Annotated in this window: 14 protein-coding genes; 9 read left to right on the top strand and 5 right to left on the bottom strand. The window is 68.2% G+C overall.

The annotated features are described in order from the left end of the window. The first annotated feature begins 77 nt into the window (after positions 1-77). The 6 genes from AO501_RS14420 (at position 78) to AO501_RS14395 (ending at position 10362) form a co-directional block, all read left to right on the top strand. Positions 78-1154, top strand: a complete 1077-nt coding sequence (locus tag AO501_RS14420; protein WP_055578367.1) for a hypothetical protein — start codon at positions 78-80, stop codon at positions 1152-1154. A 118-nt stretch (positions 1155-1272) separates the two neighbouring features. Then, positions 1273-4590, top strand: coding sequence for a DUF2126 domain-containing protein (locus AO501_RS14415; protein WP_055578366.1), 3318 nt, complete (start codon positions 1273-1275; stop codon positions 4588-4590). Beyond that, positions 4590-7253: a circularly permuted type 2 ATP-grasp protein gene (locus tag AO501_RS14410; protein ID WP_055578365.1), complete on the top strand. Its 2664-nt coding sequence runs from the start codon at positions 4590-4592 to the stop codon at positions 7251-7253. The genes AO501_RS14415 and AO501_RS14410 overlap by 1 nt, the downstream gene beginning before the upstream one ends. A gap of 129 nt (positions 7254-7382) precedes the next feature. Next, positions 7383-8258, top strand: a complete 876-nt coding sequence (locus tag AO501_RS14405) for a phosphoribosyltransferase family protein (RefSeq protein ID WP_055578364.1) — start codon at positions 7383-7385, stop codon at positions 8256-8258. Beyond that, positions 8255-9757, top strand: a complete 1503-nt coding sequence (locus AO501_RS14400) for a nicotinate phosphoribosyltransferase (protein WP_055578363.1) — start codon at positions 8255-8257, stop codon at positions 9755-9757. The genes AO501_RS14405 and AO501_RS14400 overlap by 4 nt, the downstream gene beginning before the upstream one ends. Beyond that, positions 9754-10362, top strand: a complete 609-nt coding sequence (locus AO501_RS14395) for an NUDIX domain-containing protein (protein ID WP_055578362.1) — start codon at positions 9754-9756, stop codon at positions 10360-10362. Before AO501_RS14400 ends, AO501_RS14395 begins: the two co-directional genes overlap by 4 nt. Positions 10363-10435: 73 nt before the next feature. Here AO501_RS14395 and AO501_RS14390 read toward each other — a convergent pair whose 3' ends face one another. Next, positions 10436-11479 (bottom strand): zinc-binding metallopeptidase family protein, encoded by a 1044-nt coding sequence (locus tag AO501_RS14390; protein ID WP_055578361.1) that lies wholly within the window; start codon positions 11477-11479, stop codon positions 10436-10438. Continuing rightward, positions 11472-12383 (bottom strand): transglutaminase family protein, encoded by a 912-nt coding sequence (locus AO501_RS14385; RefSeq protein ID WP_156452556.1) that lies wholly within the window; start codon positions 12381-12383, stop codon positions 11472-11474. The genes AO501_RS14390 and AO501_RS14385 overlap by 8 nt, the downstream gene beginning before the upstream one ends. A 174-nt stretch (positions 12384-12557) precedes the next feature. Between AO501_RS14385 and AO501_RS14380 the strand changes: the two genes are divergently transcribed. The 3 genes from AO501_RS14380 to AO501_RS14370 all read left to right on the top strand — a co-directional run bounded on the left by AO501_RS14380 (position 12558) and on the right by AO501_RS14370 (position 15016). Further along, positions 12558-13805 carry an esterase/lipase family protein gene (locus AO501_RS14380; RefSeq protein WP_055578359.1) on the top strand — a complete coding sequence of 416 codons (1248 nt, stop codon included), beginning with the start codon at positions 12558-12560 and terminating at the stop codon, positions 13803-13805. Between the two features lie 12 nt (positions 13806-13817). Further along, a complete protein-coding gene (locus AO501_RS14375) occupies positions 13818-14564 on the top strand; it encodes an SDR family oxidoreductase (protein ID WP_055578358.1) in 747 nt (248 codons plus the stop codon). Between the two features lie 62 nt (positions 14565-14626). Beyond that, the gene (locus tag AO501_RS14370; RefSeq protein WP_055578357.1) at positions 14627-15016 is read left to right on the top strand and encodes an MmcQ/YjbR family DNA-binding protein; all 390 of its coding nucleotides are present in this window, start codon (positions 14627-14629) and stop codon (positions 15014-15016) included. On the opposite strand, the gene AO501_RS14365 is transcribed toward AO501_RS14370, so the two are convergent. The 3 genes from AO501_RS14365 to aspS all read right to left on the bottom strand — a co-directional run bounded on the left by AO501_RS14365 (position 15008) and on the right by aspS (position 18406). Further along, the gene (locus AO501_RS14365) at positions 15008-16060 is read right to left on the bottom strand and encodes an FUSC family protein (protein ID WP_055578382.1); all 1053 of its coding nucleotides are present in this window, start codon (positions 16058-16060) and stop codon (positions 15008-15010) included. The genes AO501_RS14370 and AO501_RS14365 overlap by 9 nt on opposite strands. A gap of 145 nt (positions 16061-16205) precedes the next feature. Further along, positions 16206-16637 (bottom strand): nitroreductase family deazaflavin-dependent oxidoreductase, encoded by a 432-nt coding sequence (locus AO501_RS14360; RefSeq protein ID WP_371935015.1) that lies wholly within the window; start codon positions 16635-16637, stop codon positions 16206-16208. Further along, positions 16631-18406: an aspartate--tRNA ligase gene (gene aspS / locus AO501_RS14355; RefSeq protein WP_055578355.1), complete on the bottom strand. Its 1776-nt coding sequence runs from the start codon at positions 18404-18406 to the stop codon at positions 16631-16633. The genes AO501_RS14360 and aspS overlap by 7 nt, the downstream gene beginning before the upstream one ends. Between the last annotated feature and the right edge of the window lie 67 nt (positions 18407-18473).

Raw genomic sequence — 18473 nt, 5'->3', positions numbered from 1 at the left:
CAGAGCGCACATTTGCTAAGTTCCCGTTTGCTACGCCCCGATCGACAAGAGCGAACTACGAGGCACCTAGGAAAGCCATGAGCCAGCCGCCAGAATATCCAGGCAACCCGGCCGACCCTCAGGGCGGCAACCCGCAGGGCTATCCGCCCCCGCCGCGTCACGGAGCCCCTCCGCCGCCGCCTCCCGGTTACGGGGCACCGCCTCCTCCGCCTCCGGGCTACGGCGCTCCTCCGCCGCCACCTGACTACGGCCAGCAGGGCCCGGGCGGATATCAGGCGCCCGGCTACGGCACTCCGCCTCCGCCGCCCCCGCCGCCGGGCTACGGCGCCCCGCCGCAGGGCTATCCGCCCCAGGCGGGCCTGGGTGGCGGCCCGACGGGCGTCCCGTTCAGCGTCGGCGACGCCTTCAACTGGTCGTGGGGCAAGTTCAAGAACAACGCCGCCGCGCTGGCCGCGCCGGTCGCGATCTACTTCCTGATCATCGCCGCCGTCGTCGGTATCCCGCTGGGCATCGCCTTCGCGACCGCCGAGACCACGACGACCACCACCGATTACGGGTACGGCGTCAGCTACGAGTCGACCAATACCGAGTTCGGGATCATCAGCTGGATCGTGCTGACCGTCGGCATCATCCTCGCCCTCGTCGTCGCGGCGTTCCTGCAGGCCGGTCTGACCACCGCCAGCCTGGACCTCGCCGATGGCCGTCCGGTGAGCATCGGAACCTTCTTCAAGCCGCGCAACGTGGCCAAGGTGCTGCTGACCACGCTGCTGGTCGTGCTGGCCTCGTCACTGTTGTCCTGCACCATCGTCGGGCCGCTGGTGATCGCTTTCTTCACCCAGTTCGCCGTGCCGTATGTCGTCGACAAGAATCTGTCGCCGATCGATGCCATCAAGGCCAGCTTCGCGACCGTGCGCGCCAACCTCGGACCCAGCGCACTGTCCTGGCTGGTGCAGTACGCGGCGGTGGCCGTCGGCCAGATCGCCTGCTACATCGGCCTGGTGGTGGGAGCCCCCGTCGCAGCGCTGGTCCAGGTGTACACCTACCGCAAGCTGACCGGCGGCCACGTCGCCGAGCTGGAGCAGGCCGGAGCGCCTGGTCAGTACCCGCCGGGACCGCCGCCCGGGCAGTACCCGCCGCCGCAGCAGTACTCGTAAAACGACCGAAACAGACCGTTCACACGGAGCGGTCTGACAATCGAATGACAGCCGCCCGCAACGCAAGCCACCACAGGCGCGCGGCGGGCGGCTGTCTCTTGTGATGGGATCAGCGGTTATGAGCATCAAAGTTGCACTGGAGCACCGCACCAGTTACACCTTTGACAAGCTGGTCCAGGTCTATCCCCATGTGGTGCGGCTGCGCCCGGCTCCGCATTCGCGCACGCCGATCGAGGCCTACTCCCTGCGGGTCGAGCCGGCCGAGCACTTCATCAACTGGCAGCAGGACGCGCTGGGCAATTTCCTGGCCAGGCTGGTGTTTCCCAAGCCCACGCGGGAGATGACGATCACCGTCGGCCTCATCGCCGACCTCAAGGTGATCAACCCGTTCGACTTCTTCATCGAAGACTGGGCCGAGACCTGGCATCCGGACAAATCGCTGTACCCCAAGGCGCTTGCCGACGACCTCGAGCCGTACCTGCGACCCGTCGACGAGGACGGCGAAGGGTCCGGGCCCGGGGACCTGGCGCAGGCCTGGGTGCGCAACTTCTCGGTACCCGAGGGCACCCGCACCATCGACTTCCTGGTCGCACTGAACAGGGCCATCAACGTCGACGTCACCTACAGCCTGCGGATGGAACCCGGCGTCCAGACCCCGGACTTCACCCTGCGCACCGGCGTCGGCTCATGCCGGGATTCGGCGTGGCTGCTGGTGTCGATCCTGCGCCAGCTTGGCCTGGCCGCCCGGTTCGTCTCGGGCTACCTGGTACAGCTGACCTCTGACGTGGAAGCGCTCGACGGGCCATCGGGACCGGCCGCCGACTTCACCGACCTGCACGCGTGGACCGAGGTGTACATCCCGGGCGCGGGCTGGATCGGACTCGACCCGACCTCGGGGCTGTTCGCCGGGGAGGGACACATCCCGTTGGCGGCCACGCCCCACCCGGCGTCCGCCGCACCCATCACCGGGAGCACCGAACCCTGCAGTTCGGTGATGGAGTTCTCCAACACCGTCACCCGGGTCCACGAGGACCCGCGCGTCACCTTGCCCTACACCGACGAGGCATGGGCCACGATCTGCGCGGTGGGCCACCACGTCGACGACCGGTTGGCGGCCGGTGACGTCCGCCTGACCATCGGTGGTGAGCCGACGTTCGTGTCGGTGGACAACCAGGTGGACGCGGAGTGGCGCACCGCCGCGGACGGCCCGCACAAACGGAAGCTGGCCTCGGATCTGGCCGCCCGGTTGAAGGCGCAGTGGGCGCCGGAGGGACTGGTGCAGCGCAGCCAGGGCAAGTGGTACCCCGGAGAGCCGTTGCCGCGCTGGCAGATCGGGCTGTACTGGCGCACCGACGGGCGCCCCCTGTGGACCAACGAGGCGTTGCTGGCCGACCCCTGGGGGGCCGTCGATGCCGAGCCCGTCGAGATCGACACCGCACACGACGTGCTGGCAGGGATCGCCGAGAGCTTCGGGCTGCCGTTGTCGCAGGTGCGCCCGGCCTTCGAGGACCCGCTGGCCCGGCTGGCCGCCGCCGTCCGGTTGCCGGCGGGCGATGCGGTGGCCCCCGACGACGACCTCGCCGACGACGCTGGCGCGCGCCGGTCCGAGTTGCTGGCGCGGCTGGATGAGGCCGTCACCGCTCCGTCGGCCTTCGTACTCCCGCTGCACCGCCGCGACGACGGCAGCGGCTGGGCCAGTGCCGACTGGCGGTTGCGCCGGGGCCGACTGGTGCTCACCGAGGGCGATTCGCCCGCGGGTCTGCGGCTGCCGCTGAACTCGATCAGCTGGGACCCGCCACCGGCGTCCTACGAAGTCGACCCGGTGGCGATCAGCGACCCGCTGTCCCCCGCCGCGCCCGACCAGGCGGTGCTCGTCGAGCCACACAACGCGCCGACGACCGCGCTGGTCGCCGAGGTGCGCGACGGGCTGCTGTACGTGTTCATGCCGCCCACCGAGGCGCTGGAAGACTTCGTGGACCTGATCGCGCGCATCGAATCCGCCGTGGCGAAGGTCGACACCCGGGTGGTGATCGAGGGCTACGGTCCGCCGCCGGACCCGCGCCTGACGTCGACGACGATCACACCCGACCCCGGTGTCATCGAGGTCAACGTCGCACCGACCGCCAGCTTCGACGAGCAGCGCCGGCAACTGGAAACGCTCTATGCGCAAGCGCGGCTGGCGCGGCTGTCCACCGAGTCGTTCGACATCGACGGCACCCACGGGGGCACCGGCGGCGGCAATCACATCACCCTCGGCGGCGTCACGCCCGCGGACTCTCCGCTGCTGCGCCGCCCCGACCTGCTGGTGTCGCTGCTGACCTACTGGCAGCGGCATCCGTCGCTGTCCTACCTGTTCGCCGGCCGGTTCATCGGCACCACCTCGCAGGCGCCCCGGGTGGACGAAGGCCGCGCCGAGGCGCTCTACGAACTCGAGATCGCCTTCGCGGAGATCGCGCGTCTGAGTGCCGGCGGTGCCGCGAAACCGTGGGTGACCGACCGGGCGCTGCGCCACCTGCTCACCGACATCACCGGCAACACCCACCGCGCCGAGTTCTGCATCGACAAGCTCTACAGCCCCGAAGGCGCCCGCGGCCGGCTCGGGCTGCTGGGGCTGCGCGGCTTCGAGATGCCGCCGCACCTGCGGATGGCGATGGTGCAGTCGCTGCTGGTGCGCTCGCTGGTGGCGTGGTTCTGGGAACAGCCGCTGCGCGCCCCGCTGATCCGGCACGGCGCCAACCTGCATGGGCGATACCTGTTGCCGCACTTCCTGATTCACGATATCGCCGACGTCGCGGCCGATCTGCGCTCGCACGGGATCGCGTTCGAGACCAGCTGGCTGGACCCGTTCACCGAATTCCGGTTCCCGCGCATCGGGACCGCCGTCTTCGACGGCGTGGAAATCGAGTTGCGCGGCGCCATCGAGCCGTGGAACACCCTGGGCGAGGAGTCGACCGCCACCGGCACCGCCCGCTACGTCGACTCGTCGGTCGAACGCGTCCAGGTCCGCGTGATCGGCGCCGATCGGCACCGCTACGCCGTGATCTGCAACGGCTACCCCGTCCCGCTGCTGGCCACCGACAACCCCGACATCCACGTCGGCGGTGTGCGGTTCAAGGCCTGGCAGCCGCCCAGTGCGCTGCACCCGACGATCTCCACCGATGTCCCGCTGCAGTTCGAGCTCATCGACCTGACCGCCGGGACCTCACGCGGGGGCTGCACCTACCACGTCGCCCATCCGGGCGGACGCGCCTACGACGAGCCGCCCGTCAACGCCGTGGAAGCCGAGTCGCGCCGCGCCCGCCGCTTCGAAGCGGCCGGATTCACCTCCGGCAAGTTCGACCTCGCCGGGCTGCGGGAGAAGCAGGCCCGATTCCTCACCGACATCGGCGCGCCGGGCATCCTCGACCTGCGGCGCGTGCGTACCGTGCAGCAGTAATGGCGCTTCCAGATTTCTCGGTCGGTGACCGCTACGACGTCGACCGCCTGCTGGCCGGTTACCGGACGGCGCGCGCCCAGGAAGCCCTGTTCGACCTGCGTGACGGACCTGGCGGCGGCTATGACGAGTTCGTCGACTCGCACGGCGACGTGCGCGCCACCTGGACCGAGCTGGCCGACACCATCTCCCACGGCGGCCGGGCCGGCCTGGACCGGATGCGTTCGGTGGTGCACAGCCTCATCGACCACGACGGGATCACCTACACCGGGGTGGACCCGACGCGCGAGGCCCCGCCCGCGCCCGGCCATGGCCCCGAGCCGAACCCGTGGAGCCTGGACACGCTGCCGCTGGTGCTGTCGGCGGCCGATTGGGAGGTCCTGGAAGCGGGGCTGGTACAGCGCTCGCGCCTGCTCGATGCCGTGCTCGCCGATCTGTACGGGCCACGCAACCTGCTCACCGAGGGGCTGCTGCCGGCCCAGTTGGTGTTTGCCCACCCCGGATATGTGCGGCCCGCCAACGGGATCAAAGTGCCGGGCCATCACCAGCTGTTCATGCACGGCTGCGATCTCAGCCGGCTGCCCTATGGCGGGTTCCAGGTCAATGCGGACTGGACGCAGGCCCCCTCGGGCGCCGGCTATGCGCTGGCCGACCGGCGGGTGCTGGCACACGCGATCCCCGACCTGTACGAGCGGATTGCCCCGAGGCCGACCACGCCGTTCGCCCAGGCCCTGCGACTCGGCCTGATCGACGCCGCGCCCGACGTGGTGCAGGACCCGGTGGTGGTGGTGCTGAGCCCCGGTATCTACTCCGAGACGGCGTTCGACCAGGCGTATCTGGCGACGCTGCTGGGTTTCCCGTTGGTGGAGAGCGCCGACCTGGTGGTGCGCGACGGCAAGTTGTGGATGCGTTCGCTGGGCACCCTCAAACGTGTCGACGTGGTGCTGCGGCGCGTCGACGCGCTGTACGCGGACCCGCTGGACCTGCGCGCCGACTCCCGTCTCGGCGTGGTCGGCCTGGTGGAGGCGCTGCACCGCGGGACGGTGACCGTGGTCAACACGCTGGGTAGCGGCATCCTGGAAAGCGCTGGGCTGCTTCGCTTTCTGCCCGAGATGGCCGAGCGACTGCTGGGCGAGGAACCGCTGCTGCCCTCCGCGCCGGTCTACTGGGGCGGCATTCCCAACGAACTCTCCCACCTGCTGGCCAACCTGTCGTCGTTGTTGATCAAACCCACTGACGGCGGGGAAAGCCTTGTCGGGCCTACGCTTTCGTCGGCGCAGCTGGCCGAACTGGCCGCGCAGATCGAGGCGGTGCCCTGGCGGTGGGCGGGCCAGGAGCTGCCGACGTTCTCGTCGGCACCCACCGACCACGCCGGCGTGCTGTCCTCGGCTGGAGTGGGCATGCGGTTGTTCACCGTCGCCCAACGCAGCGGCTACGCGCCGATGATCGGCGGCCTGGGCTACGTGGTGGCACCCGAGCCCGACTGCTATACGCTGAAAACAGTTGCCGCTAAGGATATCTGGGTCCGCCCAACCGAGCGGTCGATCGCCGAGAAGGTGATCTCGCTACCGTCGGCCCCGCAACCGGCCGTCGCGTCCGGCGCGGGCAGATGGACCGTCAGCTCCCCACGCGTGCTGTCCGACCTGTTCTGGATGGGACGCTACGGCGAGCGCGCGGAGAACATGGCCCGATTGCTGATCGTCGCGCGCGAGCGCTACCACGTCTACCGCCACCATCAGGACACCGAGGAAAGCGAATGCGTGCCGGTCCTGATGGCCGCCCTGGGCCAGATCACCGGGACCGACACCGGGGCGACCAACGACGGCGAGTCGGACAACGCGGAGATGATCGCCGTCGCGCCCTCGATGCTGTGGTCGATGACCGTGGACCTGGACCGGCCGGGATCGCTGATCCAGTCGGTGGAGGGGCTGGCGTTGTGCGCCCGCGCGGTGCGCGACCAGTTGTCCAACGACACCTGGATGGTGCTGGCGAATGTGGAACGGGCGGTGGGACTTCGGTCCGACCCGCCGCAGTCATTGGCCGAGGCCGACGCGTTGCTGGCCTCTGCGCAGTCGCAGGCGCTGGCCGGCATGTTGACCCTGTCCGGGGTCGCGGGTGAGTCGATGGTCCATGACGTGGGGTGGACGATGATGGACATCGGCAAGCGCATCGAGCGGGGCCTGTGGCTGACCGCGTTGCTGGCCGACACCCTGAGCGTCGTGCGCAGCACCGTCGCCGAGCAGTCCGTCGTCGAGGCGATGCTGGAGGCCTGTGAGTCGTCGGTGATCTACCGGCGTCGCACGCTCGGCAAGATCAGCATTGCCGCGGTGACCGACTTGATGCTGTTCGACGCGCAGAACCCCCGATCGCTGCTGTTCCAGCTGGAGCGGCTGCGAACTCACCTTCGCGACCTGCCCGGCTCGTCGGGGTCGTCCCGCCCGGAACGGATGGTCGACGAGATCAGCACCCGCCTGCGCCGCTCGGATCCCGCTGAGCTGGAAGAGATTACCGACGGCAGCCGGGAGGAATTGGCGGAGCTGCTCGGTGCCGTGCATGCCACGCTGCGCGACCTGGCCGACGTGATCACCGCGACGCAGCTGGCCCTGCCCGGCGGCATGCAGCCGTTGTGGGGCGGGCCCGACGAGCGCCGCACCATGCCCGCCTAGCCTGGCCTGCGCGAGCAGACGCAAAATCCCCCGTGGAGCACGCGCTCCAGGGCGATTTTGCGTCTGCTCGCGAGGGGTGGTGACCTTCATTACTCACAATTTGTGAGAAATGGGTGCTACGGTGGTGCCATGAACGAATACGAGTTCTTCACCCTCCACGGCGGAGCATTGACACCCGAACCGATCGAGGTGTTCGCCTACCCGATGGGCGATGTGACGGTGCGGCGCAGCGGCGACGCGGAGCTCTCCCCCGCTGTTCAGGTGCTGTGGGTTCGCACGCCGTCGCCGGATTGGTCCGTCGTGTTCAACTGGGCCTCTCTCGTCGCGGGCGCCGCCCGGCGCGTGCTGGTGATGCCGTACCTGCCCAGCGCGCGAGGCGACAAGGACCTGCCCAGTCCCGCTCGGACGAATGCCAGACTGGCAGCGCTCTCCGGCATCACCGACATCGTCACGGTCGACCCGCACTCACCCGTGTGGCTGGATGCGATGAGTGCAACAAACCCGGCCATCGGCCGCTGGGAACTCGACCTGGCCGCGATCGTCAGCGATGCGGTGACCGACAGCGGCTCCTATCAGGGCGTGATCGGGCCGGACGCGGGATCGAGAGACCGTGCCTCGCTGGTGGCCGCAAAGCTCGGGCTGCCGGTCTTCATCGCCTCGAAGTCGCGGGACCAGGCGACCGGGAAACTCAAGGGCTACCACGCGCCCGACGGCGTGCTGAACGGCCGCTATCTCGTGGTGGACGACATCTGCGACGGCGGAGGGACTTTCGCGTTACTGCGAGCCGCGATACCGAGCGACGCGTCGTTGGACCTATGGGTCACCCATGGCGGTTTCACCGGTCCCGATCGCTCGCACCGGGCGCTCGCCGGATACCAGTGCGTCTACACCACCGACTCCCTGCCGAGCGCCGCCGGCCCACACATCCGGACCACAGATCTGGCTCCGTACGTCACGCAGCTGCTGAGCCGTATCGCCACCAATCATGAAGGGGCACAATCATGAACGACAGGCAGGATCGCGCGCTGGACACCCTGCTGGCGACCGACGCCTACAAGCTCGATCACCGTCGTCAATACCCGAAGGGCACCGAGTTCGTCTACTCGAACCTGACCGCGCGGGGAACGCGACTGCCCGATGTCGATGCCACCGTGTTCTTCGGGCTGCAGGCATACCTGCGCCAGCTGCGGCAGCGCTGGCAGGTGTTCTTCGACCTTGCGCCCGACGAACTCGAGGCGGTGCTGACTCAATACGAGCAGTTCGTCACCGCGCTACTCGGCCCGAATAACATTGGCGCCGAACACTTCCGGCAGCTGCACACGCTGGGTTACCTGCCGCTGCGGGTGCGGGCGGTCAAGGAAGGCGCCTTGATTCCGCTGCGGGTGCCCTACCTGACGGTCGAGAACACCGACAGCCGATTCTTCTGGCTGACAAATTATCTCGAGACCGAGCTGTCGGCGCAGCTGTGGCAGCCCATCACCAGCGCCACCCTCGCGTGGCGCAACCGTACGCTGCTGGACCGGCGGGCGGCGTTGTCCGGCGACGAGGATGCGGTGAAGTTCCAGGGTCACGAATTCGCCTACCGCGGCATGACCGGCACCGAAGCCGCGGCCGCGTCGGGAGCCGGCCATCTGCTCAGCTTCTGCGGCACCGACACCCTGCCTGCGATCCGCTACATCCAGCAGCATTACCCGGGAGACGATGGCGAACTGATCGGTGCCAGCGTCCCGGCCACCGAACACTCGGTGATGTGCGCCGGTGGTCAGGACGGCGAGCTGCAGACCTTCGACCGCCTGTTGCAGCTGTACCCGGACGGCACCCTGTCGGTCGTCTCCGACACCTGGAACCTGTGGCGCGTGCTCACCGAGTATCTGCCCGCCCGTGCCGACGAAATCACATCCCGCAGCGGCAAACTCGTCATCCGGCCCGACTCCGGAGACCCCGAGCTGATCCTGTGCGGTGACCCGGACGCCCCCGCCGGCACTCCGGAACACAAGGGCGTGGTGCGGCTGCTCGCCGACACCTTCGGGACCGTCGTCAACGCAAAGGGCTATCGGGAACTCGACCCGCACGTCGGTGCGATCTACGGAGATTCGATCACCTACGAACGCGCCGACGCCATCACCCGAAACCTGATGTCTCAGGGATTCTCCTCTACCGCAGTCGTTTTCGGTTTCGGTTCCTACACCTACCAGTACCAGACCCGGGACACGTTCAAGATGGCCGTCAAAGCCACCTGGGTGCAGGTCGATGGTCAGGGTCGCGACATACTCAAAGACCCGATCACCGACGACGGCTCCAAGAAATCGGCCACCGGCCGGCTGTCCGTGCGCCGGCGCGCCGATGGCCGCCCCTACCTGATCGAACACGCCGACCACGAGTGCGACGACGAGTTGGAGATCGTCTTCCAGGACGGACAACTGCTGCGCACTCAGACCTTCGCCGAAGTGCGGGCGAACCTGCGGCGCGAGACGGCGATCCGCGAGCAGTGGACCGGTACATGACGCAAACCTGGCTCAGCGTCGACGTCGTCGCGCTCACCGAGGACGAGCCGGTGCCGCGCCTCGTTCTCATCCGGCGCGCCGGGACCCCGCACCGCGGGGCGACGACGCTGCCCGGTGGGTTGCTGGCTGCCGAGCGGGGGGAAACCGTCGAGCAGGCCGCCAGAAGGATTGTGCGCGAGAAGGCAGGCGCGGAAATCACCAGCGGCATCGTCGTCGTCGACGTGGTCAGCGACCCCGCGCGCGACGAACGCGGCCATACCGTCTCGATCGTGGTGGCGGCACGGGTTCCCGCCGGCACGAAGGGCGCCGTCGCGGTGACGGAGATTCCCGGCGCGATGCCGTTCCAGCACACGGCGATGGCGCGCGCGGCGCTGTCGAGGATCGGTGAGCGCCTACTGGCCGACGCCGAGACCACCTATGCGCTGCTCGGGACGGAGACGACGTTCGTCGAGGCCTACTCGCTGCTGCGGGCTTGCACCTCGATCACCGACACCGCAGCACGAGCACGGCTGGACCGGTCCCCGCTCTACGTGCGGACCGGCCGGTCGCGCAAACCCGCCGGGTCCGGCCGCCCCGCGCACATCTATCACCGGCGGCCCGCCTAGCTTGGCGAGCAGACGCAAAATCGGCCGGGAGCGTGCGCTCCAAGGCGACTTTGCGTCTGCTCGCGCCACCAGCTCAGCTGGCGGCCTGCAACTGCTGGGTCACTTCCTCGATCACGGTGTGCACGAACTGCATCTTGTCCAATACCGCCGGCGGCAGCACGAACGGATACAGATCGTCGTGCCCCATCGAGCGGTTCACCATGTTCAGCGACCACGACAACGGCAGCCACATCTCAATGATGGTGGGAAAAGCGCTGGGCCCCAACGGCGGCCGATCGAAAGTGGCGGCCGCCGGCGCCAGGCCGCAGGACGCCGAGGTGTCCAGTGTGTCCCGGATGTGCAGGTAGTGCGCGAACGTCTCGGCCCAGTCTTCGGCCGGGTGCATGGTCGCGTACGACGAGACGAACGTCTCCTGCCAGCCCTCGGGCGCCCCCTGGCTGTAGTGACGGTCCAGCGCCGCCTGGTAGTCGGAGTCAGGGTCACCGAACAACTCGTTGAATCGCTGCAGGTACTCCGGTGACCGGACCAGACGGTAGAAGTAGTAGTGCCCGACTTCGTGGCGGAAGTGCCCGAGCAGGGTGCGGTAGGGCTCTTCCATCTCCACCCGCAGCTGTTCGCGGTGCACGTCGTCGCCCTCGGCCAGATCCAGTGTGATGACCCCGTTTTCGTGTCCGGTGATGACGTTCTCATGCGCACTGGACAACAGCCGGAACGCCAGTCCGTAGTCCGGATCCTGCTCGCGCCCGATGATCGGCAGACTCAGCTCGTGCAGTTCGGCGACGAGCCGGCGCTTGGCCGCCTCGGCTCGGGCGAACTCCGCCAGCCCGACCGTGTCGTTGTCGTTCGGCCGCTCGATCGTCAGCGCGCATGACTCGCACAGCCCACCCGGGTGACCGACCGGAACCAGCCAATTGCATTCGGCGACATAGAGGTTCGCGCACAGCTGGTATTCGTTGGCGGCGACCGCGCCGGCGTGCTCACTGTCTTCGTCGCGTTTGGCGATCACCAGCAGCGCCATCTGGTCCAGGGAGAACCCCAGTGCGCTGTGGCAGGACAGGCATTCTGAGTTTTCGAAGGCCAGACGCTGGCCGCAGTTGGGGCAATGGAAGTCACGCATGCAGCGCATCCCCTTCGAACGGGACGACGTCGACGCCGACGTCGATCACGCTACGTTCCGAGTTGGTATAGATGATGCCGCGCAACGGCGGCACGTCCGCGTAGTCGCGGCCGCGTCCGACCACGATGTAGCGCTGGTCAACCAGTTGGTCGTTGGTGGGATCAAGTCCCAGCCACTCGAACTGACCCGGTTGCTGCGGCGTCCACACCGACGCCCAGGCGTGGGTGGCGTCAATGCCTATCATTCGATCCTTTCCAGGGGGTGGGTCGGTAGCCAGATAACCGGATACGTAGCAGGCCGCCAAACCATGGGCGCGCAGGCAGGCGATCGCCAACCGCGCGAAGTCCTGGCATACCCCTTCCCGGGCCGTCAGAACCTCATTTACCCGCGTGGAAACCGTGGTCGAGCCCGAACGGTAGGTGAAATCACGGAAAATTCGCGACGCCAGGTCGCGCAGCACCTCAACCAGCGGCCGTCCCGGCTCGAAGCTGGGCGCGGCGTACTCACGAACCTCGTCGGTGATTTCCGGTGGTGTCAGGTCCAGCGCGAAGTCGCACGCCAGCGCCCCCCGCGCGCCGCTGGGCCGCGCGTTCTCCCACGGTTGCAGTGCCGGCCCGGTGCTGTAGATCCCGGCCGCCTGCGGCGCGACGTCGACGATCGAGTCGCTGACGATGGTCAGGGCGTGATGCGGTTCGGTCACGTGGAAATACGAGCTGATGTTGCCGTAGGAGTCGCGGCTGGTCGAACTGTCGGCCGGGGCCGGATCGATGATCAGTTCGTGCGCAACGCAGCGCTGCCGCAACGAGTCTCGCGGTGTGAGGAACCCGCGCCCGTAAGAGCTGGTCACGACGTCGGAGTAGCGGTACTCCGTACGGTGCGTGACCCGGTAGCGTTTTGCGGCCAGCGGCGCCGACCGGCCATTGAACCCCTCGGACGGCTCCTCAGACGGCAAGACGAACCTCCCTGTCGGCGAGTGGCGGCAAGGGTAGCTCAGGCCGCATGCTGACAGTCTCCACTCCAGGTCTAGTCCCGCTCCAAATGGGAACCCTATCGGTCACGGCAGAAAGGAGCCCAGCTCGTGCAGGGACACGAAATGAAGTCGCTGGCCGACCTCGCGGGCGAAGGCACGCGGGTCCTGACCACCCTGGTTCGTGATGTTCATCACGGCATCGCCAGGCGCGTTTTCACCTCGATAGGTCCGGCGGCCAGACCCGTACAGGTGATTCACGACACCACCGCCTCGGCCGTCTACACCCTGGTCGACGGCGCGGTACGGGGTTCCCTGTACGGCGCGGGGGCGCTGGCGGCCCACACGCTGAGCAACGACGAGGACGAGACGGTCCTGGCGCGGCCGCGGGTCGCCGGTGCGATCGCCGCGGTCAACGGGATCTACGGCGACGAGATGACCAACCGGGAAAACGGCTTCGCGCTGTCCATGCAGGTCCGACGCAGGGGTGAACCAGTCCCCCTGACCGCGGAAGCCATCGCGGAGGCGTTTCCGCGGGCCACCGGGCGGATAGCGGTATTCGTGCACGGCTGGTGCATGACGGAACGGTCATGGTGGCGCACGCCGCGCACCGGCGACGGGCTGCGCCCCTACGGAAAACGGCTGCGCAAGGACCTCGGCTTCACGCCGGTGTTCGTGCGTTACAACAGCGGCCACCACATCTCTGAGAACGGCCAGGCGCTGGCCGACCTGCTGCACCGGTTGCACGAGTTGTGGCCGGCAGCGGTCGAAGACGTGGTCCTGGTCGGCCACTCGATGGGAGGGCTGGTCTCCCGCAGCGCCTGCCACTACGGGCGTGACCGGGCACACGCCTGGACCGACGCCGTGCGGCACGTGGTGTGCCTGGGCTCCCCGCACCTGGGCGCCGACCTCGAAAAGGGTGTCAACGTCGCGGCGTGGGCGCTGGCGAAGCTGCCCGAGACGCGGGGTCTGGCGGCGTTTCTCAACACTCGCAGCGCCGGGGTGAAGGACCTGCGGTTCGGCGCGCTGCTTCACGAGGACTGGCGCGACTGCGACCCGGACGAGTTCCTGCGCGACCGCTGCCAGGAGGTGCCCTTCCTGCCCCATGCGGTCTACCACTTCGTCTCCACCACCGCGGCGCCCCGAGCGGTCGGCCTGCTGATGGGTGACCACCTGGTGCGACCCAAGAGCGCGGCAGGCCGCGGCCGGTCCCGGAAGGTCCCGTTCGAGGCTGCCCACGGCCTCACCCTGACCGGTCTCAATCACTTCGACCTGCTCAACCACCCGTCGATCTACGAAAAGTTGGTGGCGTGGCTCAGTCACACGCCGGCGCTGGCGCAGCCGGAATCCGTCGGTTAGGGGACTAACGCGATGAGTCAACTGAGCGGCAAGACGGCACTCGTCACCGGCGGTAACTCGGGCATCGGTCTGGCGGCCGCGCAGCGGCTGGCCGCCGAGGGCGCTCACGTCTTTCTGACCGGCCGTAACCAACAGACGATCGACGCCGCGGTGGCCTCCATCGGCGAGGATGCGACCGGTATCCGCGCCGATGTGTCGAACGCCGACGACCTGGCAACCGTGGCCGCGGCGATCGAGTCGCGCGGCAAGGGGCTTGACGTGCTTTTCGCGAATGCCGGTGGCGGAGAGTTCGCGCCATTGGGCGACATCACTCTCGAACAGTTCAGCGGCACATTCATGACGAACGTGGGCGGCACGTTGTTTACCGTGCAGACCATGCTGCCGCTTCTCAACCGGGGGTCGTCGATCATCCTGACGGGTTCCACGGCCGCCTACAACGGGACGCCCGCGTTCACCGTGTACGCGGCCACCAAAGCGGCGATCCGTTCGTTCGGCCGGACCTGGGCCGCCGAGCTGGTGGGGCGCGGTATCCGGGTCAACACGATCGTCCCTGGACCGGTCGAGACGCCGGGCCTGAAAGGCCTGGCGCCCGCCGGCCAGGAACAGGAATTACTGGATGGTGAGGCGGCAAAGGTTCCGATGGGCCGTCTCGGCCGGCCCGACGAGATCGCATCCGCGGTTCTCTTCCTTGCCTCTGATCAAAGCAGCTTCATGACCGGCGCCGAACTGTTCGTCGACGGCGGCGCTGAACAGATCTGAGCAGCGCGCGGGCAATTTCGGATAACGCGCCGAACTGGGCGTTTGGAGCGCACAATCGAAACGTGGCCACTTGGGATGACGTGGCCCGCATCGTCGGTGAGCTGCCGCTGACCACCGAGCAGTCACCGCGCGACTGGCGGGTGGGCAAGAAATTGCTGGCGTGGGAGCGACCGCTGCGGAAATCCGACATCGAGGCGCTGACCCGCGACGGGGTGCAGCCACCCCCGGGTGACATCCTCGGCGTGCGGGTGCCGGACGAGGGGGTGAAGTTCGCGCTGGTCGCTGACGAGCCCAACGTGTACTTCACCACCCCGCACTTCAACGGCTACCCGGCCGTACTGGTCAAACTGGGTGAGATCGGGGTCGCCGACCTGCGGGAGTTGATCACCGAAGCGTGGCTGACGCAGGCACCGAAGCAGCTCGTCAAGGAGTTCCTGGCCAAGTCATCCTGACGGCCGCTCGATCACCTGCTGTAGGTCGTCGGCGCAGCCCGAGACCACGTCGGCGACCACCACCTCGTTTCGGTCGCGGGCACCGGACTGCAGTTCCGCGGCGTGGCGGCGCGCGGCGGCAAGGTGGGCGGACGCGGCCGCGTAGTCGACATCGGCGAGCCCGGTCGCCACAGTCAGGTCGGCGATCGCTGCCTGCAGGGCCGGCGCTGCCGCCCGGCCCAGCGGACGATTAACCGAGCGGGCCAGGTGCAGCACGGAACTGGCGAACAAGCCCAGCTGCGCGGACTGAGCGTCGATATCCCGAATCGCGCCGCGTGCGGCCCACCGGCGCGGCGCACGACGCGCGGCGACTTCCGCCGTGGATCGCGCCTCGATCAGGGCGCCGACCTCCTGATGGAGGTGGTCGGAAACGGATGTGGGCCAGTCGGGATGGCGAGTGCCGGAATCATTCAGGATGCCGGCCGTCCGCACCAGCGTCTCGTGCGCCGCCGCGAGGACACCCGCGCGCGCGTCACTGAGGAGCTTTTCCGGGTCGGCGGGGAACAGCACGAGAGCGAATACCAGCGCCAGCCCGCCCCCGATCAGCGAATCGAAGAGGCGCTCGGTCACCACGATGCCGGTGTGAGAGAACACCAGGACCAGGATCGCCGAGACGGCGGTCTGGTTGACGAACATCAAGCCCTGCCCGATGGCGCCGCGACCGACGAGCACCGCGACCGACAGCGCGATCATTACCGCCACCCCGATCCCGACCGGTCCGGCGCCGACGAAACCTTCCGTACCGCCGCCCACGGCGATGCCCAGCGCGACCCCGACCATCATCTGGGTGGCGCGCCGCGCACGAAGTACATTGCTCGCCGACATGCACACCACCGCCGAGATCGGCGCGAAGAACGGTTGCTGGTGATGCAGCAGGTCATGGGTCAGGTACCAGGCCAGCGCGGCGACGACCGATGTCTGGGCGATCGGCCACAACGCGGTGCGCAATCGCTGGACGGCCGCCGTGCCCTCACCGGCCATCCCGGCCAGCAGCGAAGTCTTCACCACGCCTGCTTACCCCACCACGGAATAACCTGCGATGCGTGCCGCGCGAGAACGGAGAACGGGCCGCCACTACTGCATCGTCGGGTGACTTGGCTGGGGCCCAGAGCTGCCGAGAGTTCGCCGCTGAGATGACGGCGATGGCGAATCAGTCGCGGCGCAGTTCGAACAGCGGAATGACCCGGTCGGTCTTCGCCTGATACTCGGCGAAGCCCGGTGCCGCCGCGGTGATCTGCTCGAAGATCGCGTCGCGCTCGGCGCGGTCCAACTCGTGTGCGGTGACCTCGAACGCCTCGGTGCCGACCTCGACGTGTGCCCGGGGCTGAGCGCGCAGGTTGTGCACCCGCGCCGGGTCTATCGGCGCGCCGGCGAACGACCCGATGATGATCAGCCGACCGTCAACGCCGAAATAGGCCAGCGGCGCAATGCGCGGCTGACCCGACCTGGCGCCGGTGGTGGTCAGCAGCAGCAGGTCGGCATTGGCGAACTGGCCGCCGACTTTGCCTCCGTTGGAACGGAACTCATCGACGATGCCGTTGTTGAACGCTTTGATGGATTCGGTGTCCGGGGTCGTCATGATTGGTCAAGCTGCTTGGGTTTGAAATCTATTCCCGACTCCTTGCGCTGCTGAGCGGTGATCGGCGCCGGCGCGTCGGTCAGCGGGTCGACTCCCCCGCCGGTCTTGGGGAACGCGATCACCTCGCGAATCGAGTCGACGCGGGACAGCAGCGCGTTGATCCGGTCCCAGCCGAAGGCGATCCCACCGTGCGGCGGGGCGCCAAAGGTGAACGCCTCCAACAGGAATCCAAACTTCTCCTCGGCCTCGGCCTGGTCCAGACCCATCACCGCGAACACCCGCTCCTGAATGTCGCGACGGTGGATACGGATCGAACCGCCGCCGATCTCGTTGCCATTGCAGACGATGTCGTAGGCATCGGCCAGCACGGCGCCTGGGTCGGATTCGATGCTGCCCTCGTGTTCGCGCTTGGGTGAGGTGAACGCGTGGTGCACCGCCGTCCACGCTCCCGCGCCCACCGCGACGTCGCCCGACGCCGTGGCGTCCTCGGCAGGCTCGAACAGCGGCGGGTCGACGATCCACACGAACTCCCACGCGTCCGGGTCGATCAGGCCCAGCCGGTGCGCGATCTCAATGCGCGCCGCGCCCAACAGCGCCCGAGACGTTTTCACCGGCCCGGCCGAGAAGAAAATGCAGTCGCCGGGGTTGGCGCCGACGTGGGCGGCCAGGCCGTCGCGTTCGGCGTCCGACAGGTTCTTGGCCACTGGCCCACCCAGCGTTCCGTCCTCGCCGACGAGCACGTAAGCCAGGCCCCGGTGGCCGCGCTGCTTGGCCCACTCCTGCCAGCCGTCGAGCGTGCGGCGCGGCTGAGAAGCCCCGCCCGGCATCACCACCGCGCCGACGTAGGGCGCCTGGAACACCCGGAACGTGGTGTCCTTGAAGAACTCCGCGCACTCGACCAACTCCAGGCCGAACCGCAGGTCGGGCTTGTCAGAGCCGAACCGGCGCATCGCATCGGCATACGTCATCCGCGGAATCGGCGTCGGAATCTGGTAGCCGATCAGCGCCCAGAGTGCCGTCAGGATCTCCTCGGAGACCGCGATGACGTCCTCGACGTCGACGAAGCTCAGCTCCATGTCGAGCTGAGTGAATTCGGGCTGGCGATCGGCGCGGAAGTCTTCGTCGCGGTAGCAGCGCGCGATCTGGTAGTAGCGCTCCATCCCGGCCACCATCAGCAGCTGCTTGAACAACTGCGGGCTCTGCGGCAGCGCGTAGAACATCCCGGGATGCAGTCGCGCCGGTACCAGGAAGTCGCGTGCACCTTCCGGCGTCGACCGGGTGATCGTCGGCGTCTCGACCTCCACGAAGTCGTGGCGCCCCAGCACCTCGCGGGCTGCGGCGTTGACCTTGGAACGCAAGCGAATTGCGGCGGCCGGGCCCTCGCGGCGCAGGTCCAGGTAGCGGTACTTCAGCCGCAGCTCCTCCCCCGCGGGCTCGTCGAGCTGGAACGGCAGCGGCGCCGATTCGCCCAGCACGGTCAGCGAGGTGGCGTTGACCTCGATGTCGCCGGTGGCGATGTCGGGGTTCGCGTTGCCCTCCGGCCGGATCTCGACGACACCGGTGACCGCGACGCAGAACTCCGAGCGCAGCCGGTGCGCCTGAGCCAGCACCTGGGTTTCACGGAACACCACCTGCGCGACGCCGGACGCGTCGCGGAGATCGATGAAGATGACGCCGCCGTGGTCGCGGCGGCGGGCCACCCACCCGGCCAGGGTCACCTGCTGCCCGGCATCGCCGTCCCGAAGCGATCCCGCGGCGTGGCTGCGCAGCACAAATACTCCTTTACACCGGGTGAGATTGACTGCCCAGTCTAGAGGGCCGGTTGATTTGCCCGATCCT

Source organism: Mycobacterium gordonae (assembly GCF_001417955.2).
GTDB classification, from domain to species: Bacteria; Actinomycetota; Actinomycetes; order Mycobacteriales; family Mycobacteriaceae; genus Mycobacterium; species Mycobacterium gordonae_B.
Note: the sequence above shows the minus strand (reverse complement) of the source record. Positions and strands in the feature narration are given on the sequence as shown.